Origin of the sequence: Azospirillum sp. B4 (genome assembly GCF_000333275.1) — a bacterium.
Taxonomy (GTDB): domain Bacteria; phylum Pseudomonadota; class Alphaproteobacteria; order Azospirillales; family Azospirillaceae; genus Nitrospirillum.
The window spans coordinates 1-9,468 of sequence record NZ_BACU01000136.1 but is presented as its reverse complement, the minus strand read 5'-3'; the positions used below and the strand labels follow the sequence as shown (position 1 = coordinate 9,468).

Here is a 9,468-nt window from a genome sequence, read left to right as displayed (position 1 = left end):
ATGGCGGTGCGGGCGATCATGTCGTGGATCAGCGGCTCATCCTCCGGCCGGATGGGCCGGATCAGGAAGTCGCGCCCGTCGTGGATGGTGACATGCTGCTCCAGCCGCTTGGGGTAGGCGCGGATGGCCATGCGCACCGCGCCGGGCGCGGGGGGCGGCGCCACGCGGATGCGGGCGTCCAGCGCCATGACGCCGCCGGCGCCGGCATACAGCGGGTTGATGTCCAGCTCCTGGATCTCGGGGAAGTCGATGACCAGTTGCGACACCTTGTTCAATGTCAGGGCGATGGCCGTCAGGTCGGCCGGCGGGCGGTGGCGATAGCCCTGCAGCAGCTTGTGGACGCGGGTGCGGGCCATCATGTCGCGCGCCAGGTTCATGTTCAGCGGCGGCAGGGCCAGGGCCTTGTCCTGCACCACCTCCACCTCCGTGCCGCCCTGGCCGAACAGCAGCACGGGGCCAAACAGCGGATCGTCGGTCATGCCCACGATCAGCTCCACCGCGTCCGGCATGTGCGCCATCTGCTGCACGGTGAAGCCCTCGATGCGGATGCCGGGGACGGCCGCGCGGATGCGGGCCAGCATGGCCTCCGCCTCCAGCCGCACCTCGTCCGGCGCCAGGTTCAGGACCACGCCGCCCAGGTCGGACTTGTGGGTGATGTCGGGCGACAGGATCTTCAGCGCCAGCCGCCCGCCGGGGCCCCGGCCGGGGGAATGCACCGCCAGCCGCCGGGCCGCGATCTCAGCCTCCTCCGGGGTGGCGGCGGTCACCGTCTCCACCACCGGGATGCCGTAGGCGCGCAGCACCTGCTTGGCCTCGTATTCCGACAGCCAGGGCCGGCCCTCCGCCAGGGCCTCATCGATGGGGACCCGCGCCGCCACGCCGTCATAGACGAACTGGTCGGGCACGGTGGACGGCACCTCCATCAACTCATCCTGGTTCCGGCGATAGCGCACCAGGTGCATGAAGGCGCGGATGGCCTCGTCCGGGGTCTGGTAGCTGGGGATGCGGTTGGCGGCGAACAGGCGCCGCGCCTCGGCCGCCGCCCCCTCCCCCAGCCAGTTGGCCAGCACGGGAAAGCGCTTGCCGCGCAGGGCGTCGATGACGGCGCGCGCCGCCTCGACGCTGTCGGCCACGGCGGTGGGGCAGTTCATCACCAGGATGGCGTCGCAGCCCTTCTCCTCCAGCAGGATGGACAGGGCGTCGGCATAGCGCTTGCCGTTGGCGTCGCCGATGATGTCGATGGGATTGCCGTGGCTCCAGGTGGGGGGCAGCACGGCGTCCAGCTTGGCGATGCCCTCCGGCGACAGCTGGGCCAGGCGGCCGCCCTGCTCGATCAGGCTGTCGGTGGCCAGCACGCCCATGCCGCCGCCGTTGGTCAGGATGGCCAGGCGGTCGCCCTTGATCTGCACGCCGGTGGCCAGCGTCTCCACCGCGTCGAACAGCTCGCTCAGCTCCCCCACCCGCAGCATGCCGGCGCGGCGGAAGGCGGTGTCGTAGATGGCATCCAATCCCGCCAGGGAACCGGTGTGCGAGGAGGCGGCGCGCGCCGCCTCGTCCGACCGGCCGGCCTTGATGACGATGACGGGCTTGGACCGGGACGCCGCCCGGGCGGCCGACATGAACTTGCGGGCGTGGGCGATGGCCTCGACGTAGAGGAGGATGGCTCGCGTGTGCCCGTCCTGGGCCATGAAGTCCAGCAGGTCGCGGAAGTCCACGTCGGCCATGCCGCCCAGCGACACCAGTGGGAAAAAGCCGATGCCGCGCGGCGTCGCCCAGTCGACGACGGAGGTGACGACGGCGCCGCTCTGCGCCAGCAGCGCGATGTCGCCCTTCAGCGGCGGCACATGGACGAAGCTGGCGTTCAGCCCGTTGCCCGGCACCATGACGCCCAGGCAGTTGGGGCCGACCACGCGCAGCAGGTGGGGCTTGGCGGCGTCCAGCACCTGCTGCTGCAGGGCCCGGCCGGCCTCCCCCAGCTCGCCGAAGCCGGCGGTGATGACCACGGCGGCCTTGGTGCCGCGCTCCCCCAACTGGCGGATCAGGTCGGGCACGGTGGAGGGCGGGGTGCAGATGACGGCCAGATCGGGCACCACCGGCAGCGAGGCCACGTCCGGATAGGTCAGCACCCCCTCGATGGAGCGCTCCTGCGGGTTGACCGGCATGATGGGCCCGTCGAAGCTGCCGCCGAACAGGTTGCGCGCCACCACGGCGCCCACCGTGTGCGGCCGGCGGCTGGCGCCGATCAGCGCGATGGACGACGGCTTGAACAGGTGGTGCAGGTTGCGGATGGTCATGGCCTTCCCTCTGTCCTCTGCCGCTTCCGGGCTTGGACGCACCATAGCGGCGCCGTGCGGCACGGCCATGACATGTCTCAAGCGCCTCCAGAGGGTAGCCGCATCACCGTCCCGCACCAAGGCCGGCGCGGTAACCCTTGGGGGCTAGGGAGGCTGACCAATGAAAAGGGGCGGCGCCCTGCGGCACCACCCCCGATCGAACACCCCGGCGGTTGTGCCGGGGCTTACTTCTGGGCGTTGTAGCGCTCCATGGCGTCGCTGATCATCTTGGCGGCCTCGTCGGCGTCGCCCCAGCGGACGATGCGCACCCACTTGCCCTTCTCCAGGTCCTTGTAGTGCTCGAAGAAGTGGGCGATCTGCTCCACCAGGATCTCCGGCAGGTCCTTGTAGCTGCTGACGTTGGTGTAGAAGCTGTGCAGCTTGTCCACCGGCACGGCCAGGATCTTCTCATCCATGCCGGCCTCGTCCTCCATCAGCAGCACGCCGATGGGGCGGGAGCGCAGCACCACGCCCGGCACCACCGGGGTGTTGCTGACCACCAGCACGTCGGCCGGGTCGCCATCGCCCGACAGGGTGTGCGGCACGAAGCCGTAGTTGGCCGGATAGTACATGGCGGTGTGCAGGAAGCGGTCGACGTAGATGGCGCCCGAGTCCTTGTCCACCTCGTACTTCACCGGCTGACCGCCCTGCGGGATCTCGATGACGACGTTGATGTCCCACGGGGCGTTCTTGCCGACCGGGATCTTGCTCATGTCCATGGATTTGCCTTTGCGTGACGACGGACGGTTGAACCGTGATGATGGGTTCGGGCACGCCAACGGTGCCCGGCGCGGCGCAGTCTATGCGAGTGCACCTGCGAAAAAAAGCGGGCAAAGGGTCCGTGGTTCCCCTGGGCCCCATCGCAAACGCGCATGGCCCGGGCGGTCCGTCACCCGCCTTCGGCGCCTGGTCAGACGCCCGCCACCAGTTGGCGCAGGTCCGCCTGGGAGCGCGCGCCGTAGTGGCTGATGATCTCCGCTGCGCAGAGGGCGCCCATGCGGCCGCAGGCGGTCATGTCGCGGCCGCGGGTGTAGCCGTGGAGGAAGCCGGCGGCGAACAGGTCGCCGGCGCCGGTGGTGTCCACCACCTTGTCCACCGGTGATGCCGGCACGGTCACCACCTGGTCGGGCGTGACGATGACGGCGCCTTTCTCGCTGCGGGTCAGGGCGGCCACGGCCACCTGGCCGCGCACCGCCGCCACCGCCTGGTCGAAATCGGTGCCGTAGAGGGCGGTGATCTCCGCCTCGTTGGCGAACAGCACGTCGACATGACCGGCGACCAGGTCGCGGAAGCTGTCCAGGTGGCGATGCACACAGAAGGCGTCGGACAGGGACAACGACACCTGGCGGCCGGCGCCGTGGGCGACGCTGGCGGCCTTCAGGAAGGCCTCCTTCGCGGCCGGCGGGTCCCACAGGTAGCCTTCCATGTAGGTCACCTGGGCCGAGGCGATCAGGGCCTCGTCGATGTCGGCCGGCGTCAGGCGCACGGCGGCGCCCAGATAGGTGTTCATGGTGCGCGCGGCGTCGGGCGTCACCAGGATCAGGCAGCGGCCGGTGGGCGTGCCGTCGGCCAGGTCGGTGGTGACGAAGCGCGAGCCCACGGCCTCGATGTCATGGCGGTAGACGTGGCCCAGCTGGTCGTTGGCCACTTTGCCGATGAAGGCGCCCTTGCCGCCCAGCATGGCGATGCCGGCCATGGTGTTGCCGGCGGAACCGCCCGACATCTCCATGCCCTGGCCCATCTTCGCGTACAGGGCCTCGGCCTCACCGGTGTCGATCAGCCGCATGCTGTTCTTGTCCAGGCTGTTCTCGGCCAGGAAGGCGTCGTTCGTCTGGGTGATCACGTCGACGATCGCGTTGCCGATCCCCACCACATCCAATTCAGCCGTCACTTAAATCCTCCGGATCGGCAAAAAAAGTTGGGCGCAGTATAGAGATGGGGGCGCTTGCGGCAAGCATGGGGACATACTACCTAGGATGCTGATGATTCGCGCCCTGTTCCGCACCCTCGCCCAGGCTTTAGATCCCGCCCTGCTGCGGGTGATGGCCCGTTCCTTCCTGCTGACGCTGCTGTCCTTCATCGCCCTGGGCGTGGCCGTGTCCTGGGGGCTGGATCGCCTGCACCCCACCGGCAACGCCTGGGTCGACCCCCTGGTCACGGTGGCGGGCGCCTTGGGCGTGGTGGCGCTGGCCTGGTACTTCTTCCTGGTCGTGGTGGCGGCCATCGCCGGCATGCTGCTGGAACCGGTGGCCCGCGTCGTTGAACGTCGGTGGTACCCCACCTTGCCGCCGCCGCGGGAGGCGGGTGTGCTGGAGGAGACGGGCATCGCCCTGCGGTTCCTGGCCCTGCTGATCATCGTCAACGTCGCCGTGCTGCCGCTGTGGCTTTTGCCGCCTGTGGGTGCCGTGGTTTATCCGCTGGCCAACGGCTTCCTGCTGGGACGCCAGTATTTCGACCAGGTGGCGGTGCGCCGCCTGTCCCCCGATCAGGCCCGCCTACTCCGTCTGCGCTATAAGGGCCGAATTTTGCGCAGGCCTCATTATTGCCTTTATTTCCCTGCTGCCTGTGTGAATCTGTTCGCGCCGGTTCTGGCGACGGCCTTCATGCTCCACCTGTTCGGCGGTTTCCCGCCGGCGGGCGGAACCGGGGTGCCGCAGCCGGGTGCAGCCCGCGCGAACCCATAAAAAGAATGACCTTCATCGACCGGCCAAGCCCTGCACGGGACTGGGCTGGCCGTGCGACACAAAGATTTTGGGGACAACGCCGATGTTCCGACGCAACCGACCGAACCTGGGCCCCGTTGGCGGCGACCCGGCCAAGCCGGCCGACCTTCGCACGCCCATTCCGGTGGCTGAGCCTAAGCCCCCGGCCCCGGAACCCGCTTCCGAACCGGAACCCTCAGACGTGACCGCGGCCAGCAAGGGGCCCGCAGACAAGGGGATCGACATGCAGTTCAAGACGCCGACGCCCGGCTCGACGCCGACGCCGGGCCAGCCGTCGCTGGGCCTGGCACCTGGTGGCCTGGGGGGCGCCAGCCTGACCGGCGGCAGCGCCGGCCCGGCGCCGACGGCCCCCGCCATCCCGGCGGCGCCGTCCGCCACGGGCGGTTTTCGTAGTGACATTCCGCGCCGCGTCGTGGAAATTCCGGGCACGCCGCCACGGCGCGTGGCCCCCACCGGTACTGAAGGAAATGCCCCCTTGCCTACCAACGACATGCGCAAACTGATCGTCGGCCGTGAGATTTCCCTGTCCGGTGAAATCGCCGCCTGCGACATCCTGGTGGTGGAAGGCACGGTGGAGGCCAAGCTGCGCGAGGGCCGTGCCATCGAGGTGGCCGACAGCGGCCTGTTCAGGGGCTCGGTCGAGATCGACGAGGCGGACATCGGCGGTCGTTTCGAAGGCGATATCTCCGTGCGCGGCACGCTGCGCGTCCGCTCCACCGGCCGCATCCAGGGCAACATCCGCTACGGCGTGCTGGAAGTGGAACAGGGCGGTCTGCTGGTCGGCACCATTGAGACGCTGACCGGCGATTCCCGGGCCAAGCCGCTGAAGGAAGTGGACGCGGTCGTGGCCACGGGCACCGAGGAGTAAGCCTTTTCGCTCAAAAGGCCGGTCCCTCGCCAGGGCCGGCCTTTTTATTCGCCCTCAGACGGCGGGCGGCCACATCCGTGGCCTTGCCTCATCCTCGATTTCCAGTCCGCCTTCGGCTCCCCGTAAATCTCCGGCGCCCGCAGTCGCGGGCTAGGAAAGAGGCGGGATAGCCTCACCTGTTTCATTTCCGGAACAACATCAGGCTGTCAGCACCGTCTTGGCCTCGTAGGCGCACAGGTCGATGACGCCGCAGACGGCGCAGTCCGGCTTGCGCGCCTTGCAGACATAGCGGCCGTGCAGGATCAGCCAGTGGTGCGCGTGCAGGCGGTAGGCCTTGGGCACCACCTTCACCAGCTTTTCCTCCACCGCCTCCACCGTCTTGCCCGGCGCCAGGCCGGTGCGGTTGGACACGCGGAAGATATGGGTGTCGACGGCGATGGTCGGCTCCCCGAACGCCACGTTCAGCACCACGTTGGCGGTCTTGCGTCCCACGCCCGGCAGTTCCTCCAACTCCTCACGCCGGCGCGGCACCTGGCCGCCGTGCTTGGCCAGCAGGATTTCCGACAGGCGGATGACGTTGGCGGCCTTGGTCTTGAACAGGCCGATGGTCTTCACGTGGTCGCGCACCGTGGCCTCCCCCAACGCCACCATCGCGGCCGGGTTGTCGGCGATCTTGAACAGGGCCTTGGTCGCCTTGTTCACGCCCACGTCCGTCGCCTGGGCCGACAGCACCACCGCCACCAGCAGGGTGTAGGGGTTGACGTACTCCAGCTCCGTCTTGGGCTCCGGGTCCCGCTCCGCCAGCCTGCGGAAGAATTCCTCGATGGTCGCGCGTTTCATGGTGTCGTGTTCCTCAGACGCCGGCGGGGCATTCGCCCCTTGGCTTGTCCTCAGTTTCCAGTCCGCTGACGCTCCCCGGAAACTTCCGGTGGCCGCGGTCGCGGCCTAAGGTTAAAGGGGGTGGCGGCGGTGCATTGCCCCGTCGTGCGGCGGGCCGGCAAATCTACGGGTGTCGGTACCTTATGATCAAGCGGGGCACTCCCAGGCCGGGGTGCCGTGCAAGGCGTCGGCCAGGAAATCGATCAGGGCGCGGACCTTGGCGCTGACGTGGCGGCGGCTGGGATAGACGGCCAGGATGTCGATGTCGGGGATGCGATAGCCCGGCAGGACCGGCACCAGGCGGCCGGCACGCAGGTCGTCGCCGATCAGGAAGGTGGGCTGCCAGATGATGCCCTCACCCGCCAGGGCCGCCGCCCGGGCGGTGTCGCCGTTATTGGTCACCAGGCGGATGGGGATGCGGGCGGTGACGGCCTTGCCCTCCGGGTCCAGCAGCACCCAGTCCTCCGGCACGCCGGTGTAGCTGTAGGCGATGCGCGCATGGCCGGCCAGGTCGTCGGGCGTCAACGGCATGCCCCGGCGGGCCAGATAGTCGGGCGCGGCGCACAGCACGTTGCGGGAGGTCGCCAGCTTGCGCGCGGCATAGGTGGGCGATCCACCGCGGGAAATGCGGATGCCCAGGTCGAACCCTTCCTCCACCAAATCCACCACCCGGTCGGTCAAGGCGACGTCCAGCACCACGTCGGGATACAGCGCCATGAAGCGCGGCCACAGTGGCGCCAGGTGGCGGATGCCAAAGCTGAGCGGCGCGTTCACCCGCAGGCGCCCGCGCGGCTTCAGCGTGGTGGCCGACGCCAGGGACTCCGCTTCCGCCACCTCATCCAGGATGCTTTGGGCGCGTTCGTACAAGACCTCGCCCGCTTCCGTCAGCGACAAGCGGCGCGAGGTGCGGTTCAGCAGCCGGCTGCCCAGGTAGGTCTCCAGCTCGGCCACATAGCGGGTGACGTTGGCGGGGGATGTGTTCAGGGCATCCGCCGCCTTGGCGAAGCCGCCCTTGGCTACCACCGTGGCGAACACCTCGAACGCGCGCAGCCTGTCCATGGGGCTTCTGTCTCATTATTCAGGAAAGATGAATGAATAAGCCATTTCCGCCGCCTGGATGCAAGATCGGCTGAAGGCTAATCCTATGTCCGTCACCAGCGCGGTTGTCGCGCCGGATCACATCGGAGAGAAAAATGGCTCGTTTGCGGAACAAGGTCGCCCTCGTTACCGGTGCCAGCGCGGGCATCGGCCGCGCCACCGCCCTGCTGTTCGCGGCGGAGGGTGCCAAGGTGGTGGTGGGTGCCCGCCGCCAGGCGGAACTGGACAGCCTGGTGGCGGAGATCGAGGCCGCCGGCGGCCAGGCCGTGGCGCTGGCCGGCGACGTCCAGCATGAGGATTACAACCAGGCGCTGGTGGCCCTGGCGGTGGAACGCTTCGGCCGTCTGGACGTGGCCTTCAACAATGCCGGCACCCTGGGCGAGGCCGGCCCCAGCACCGGCGTCAGCGAGGCCGGCTGGACCAACACCCTGGCCGTCAACCTCACCGGCCCCTTCCTGGGCGCCAAGCACCAGATCGCCCAGATGGTGAGGAATGGCGGCGGCTCCGTCATCTTCACCTCCACCTTCGTCGGCCACACCTTCGCCTTCCCGGGCCTGGCCGCCTATGCCGCCAGCAAGTCCGGCCTGATCGGCCTGACCCAGGCGCTGGCCGCCGAGTTCGGTCCCCAGGGCGTGCGGGTCAACGCCGTGCTGCCGGGTGCCGTGGAGACCGAGATGTACCACGCCGCCAACGACACGGCGGAGAAGCGCGACTGGCTGAACAACGCCCACGCCCTGCGCCGCGCCGGCCAGCCGGAAGAACTGGCCCGCTCCGTCCTCTACCTGGCGTCGGACGACAGTTCCTTTGTCACCGGCACCGCCCAATTGGTGGACGGCGGCATCTCGATCACGCGCAGCTGAGGGCACGCGAAGCTGAAGACCCCAGCGCCAGGGTCATGGCCCGCGCTTGAGCCCTTACAGGGGGCGGCCTTTACCGGGTGGTGAGGCCGCCCTACTGTTTTGTTCATGATCCATGACGAGACCACCCTGAGGCAAACCTGGCTCAGCGTCATCCTGCGGCCCCACCGCAGCCTGTCGCGGCGGGGTTTCCGCATCCTCATGGGGTGCGTGGCGGCGGTCAGCCTGGGCGTGGGGACCGTGTTCTTCCTGCGGGGCGCCTGGCCCGTCATCGGCTTCTGTGGCCTGGACGTGCTGGTGATCTACCTGGCCTTCCACGCCAGCTACCGCTCCGCCCGCCTGTATGAGCGGGTGGAACTGACCGACCAGGCCCTGACGGTGGAACGGGTGGAACCCCGCCGGCCCAGCCGCACCTGGTCCTTCATCCCCTATTGGCTGCGCGTCCATATGGATGATCCCGCCCGGCACGACAGCCAGGTGGTGTTGAGCAGCCATGGCAAGCGCCTGGTGGTGGGCGCCTTCCTGCCCATGGAGGAGCGGGTCCAGGTCGCCGACACGCTCAGCCGGGCCCTGGCCCGGCATCGCCGGGGCCCGCTTTAGTTTTCCCTCAAGCGCCGGGCGCCCGCATCCGCGGGCTTGGCTAGTCCTCGTTTCGCAGTCCGCTGACGCTCCCCGCGAAACTCCGGCGGTCCCGGTCGGGACCTGAGGCA

The 9,468-nt window shown here is 68.9% G+C and carries 9 protein-coding genes; 4 read left to right on the top strand and 5 right to left on the bottom strand.

What is annotated here, in order from left to right; all coding sequences use genetic code 11:
- From I55_RS06395 to I55_RS06385, 3 genes are all read right to left on the bottom strand, one after another.
- Positions 1 to 2,294: acetate--CoA ligase family protein (locus tag I55_RS06395; RefSeq protein ID WP_044559661.1), on the bottom strand; the 2,294-nt coding region annotated here is incomplete at its 3' end.
- A gap of 224 nt (positions 2,295 to 2,518) precedes the next feature.
- A complete protein-coding gene (gene ppa / locus I55_RS06390; protein ID WP_004271346.1) occupies positions 2,519 to 3,052 on the bottom strand; it encodes an inorganic diphosphatase in 534 nt (177 codons plus the stop codon).
- A gap of 191 nt (positions 3,053 to 3,243) precedes the next feature.
- Entirely contained in the window at positions 3,244 to 4,224 is a 981-nt protein-coding gene (locus tag I55_RS06385; protein ID WP_044559660.1) for an adenosine kinase, read from the bottom strand.
- Positions 4,225 to 4,309: 85 nt separating this feature from the next.
- Between I55_RS06385 and I55_RS06380 the strand changes: the two genes are divergently transcribed.
- Both I55_RS06380 and I55_RS06375 read left to right on the top strand, forming a co-directional pair.
- On the top strand, positions 4,310 to 5,017 hold the full coding sequence (locus tag I55_RS06380; RefSeq protein ID WP_049973881.1) for an EI24 domain-containing protein: 708 nt from the start codon (positions 4,310 to 4,312) through the stop codon (positions 5,015 to 5,017).
- A gap of 220 nt (positions 5,018 to 5,237) precedes the next feature.
- Complete coding sequence (locus tag I55_RS06375) at positions 5,238 to 5,924, top strand: polymer-forming cytoskeletal protein (RefSeq protein WP_252181043.1); 687 nt, start codon at positions 5,238 to 5,240, stop codon at positions 5,922 to 5,924.
- Positions 5,925 to 6,122: 198 nt separating this feature from the next.
- Here I55_RS06375 and nth read toward each other — a convergent pair whose 3' ends face one another.
- Together nth and I55_RS06365 are read right to left on the bottom strand one after the other, a co-directional pair.
- Entirely contained in the window at positions 6,123 to 6,764 is a 642-nt protein-coding gene (gene nth / locus I55_RS06370) for an endonuclease III (RefSeq protein ID WP_044559659.1), read from the bottom strand.
- 186 nt (positions 6,765 to 6,950) lie between these two features.
- Entirely contained in the window at positions 6,951 to 7,862 is a 912-nt protein-coding gene (locus I55_RS06365; protein ID WP_044559658.1) for a LysR family transcriptional regulator, read from the bottom strand.
- A 134-nt stretch (positions 7,863 to 7,996) separates the two neighbouring features.
- Here I55_RS06365 and I55_RS06360 point away from each other — a divergent pair, with 134 nt between their 5' ends.
- A complete protein-coding gene (locus I55_RS06360; protein WP_044559657.1) occupies positions 7,997 to 8,761 on the top strand; it encodes an SDR family oxidoreductase in 765 nt (254 codons plus the stop codon).
- Positions 8,762 to 8,866: 105 nt separating this feature from the next.
- Positions 8,867 to 9,358, top strand: a complete 492-nt coding sequence (locus I55_RS06355) for a DUF2244 domain-containing protein (RefSeq protein WP_044559662.1) — start codon at positions 8,867 to 8,869, stop codon at positions 9,356 to 9,358.
- The last annotated feature ends 110 nt before the right edge of the window (positions 9,359 to 9,468 follow it).

What these genes read in the sequence shown, in the direction of transcription:
- ppa (WP_004271346.1), bottom strand. Translation starts at nt 3,052, where the DNA reads ATGGACATGAGCAAGATCCCGGTCGGCAAGAACGCCCCGTGGGACATC.
- I55_RS06380 (WP_049973881.1), top strand. Translation starts at nt 4,310, where the DNA reads ATGCTGATGATTCGCGCCCTGTTCCGCACCCTCGCCCAGGCTTTAGAT.
- I55_RS06360 (WP_044559657.1), top strand. Translation starts at nt 7,997, where the DNA reads ATGGCTCGTTTGCGGAACAAGGTCGCCCTCGTTACCGGTGCCAGCGCG.
- nth (WP_044559659.1), bottom strand. Translation starts at nt 6,764, where the DNA reads ATGAAACGCGCGACCATCGAGGAATTCTTCCGCAGGCTGGCGGAGCGG.
- I55_RS06365 (WP_044559658.1), bottom strand. Translation starts at nt 7,862, where the DNA reads ATGGACAGGCTGCGCGCGTTCGAGGTGTTCGCCACGGTGGTAGCCAAG.
- I55_RS06355 (WP_044559662.1), top strand. Translation starts at nt 8,867, where the DNA reads ATGATCCATGACGAGACCACCCTGAGGCAAACCTGGCTCAGCGTCATC.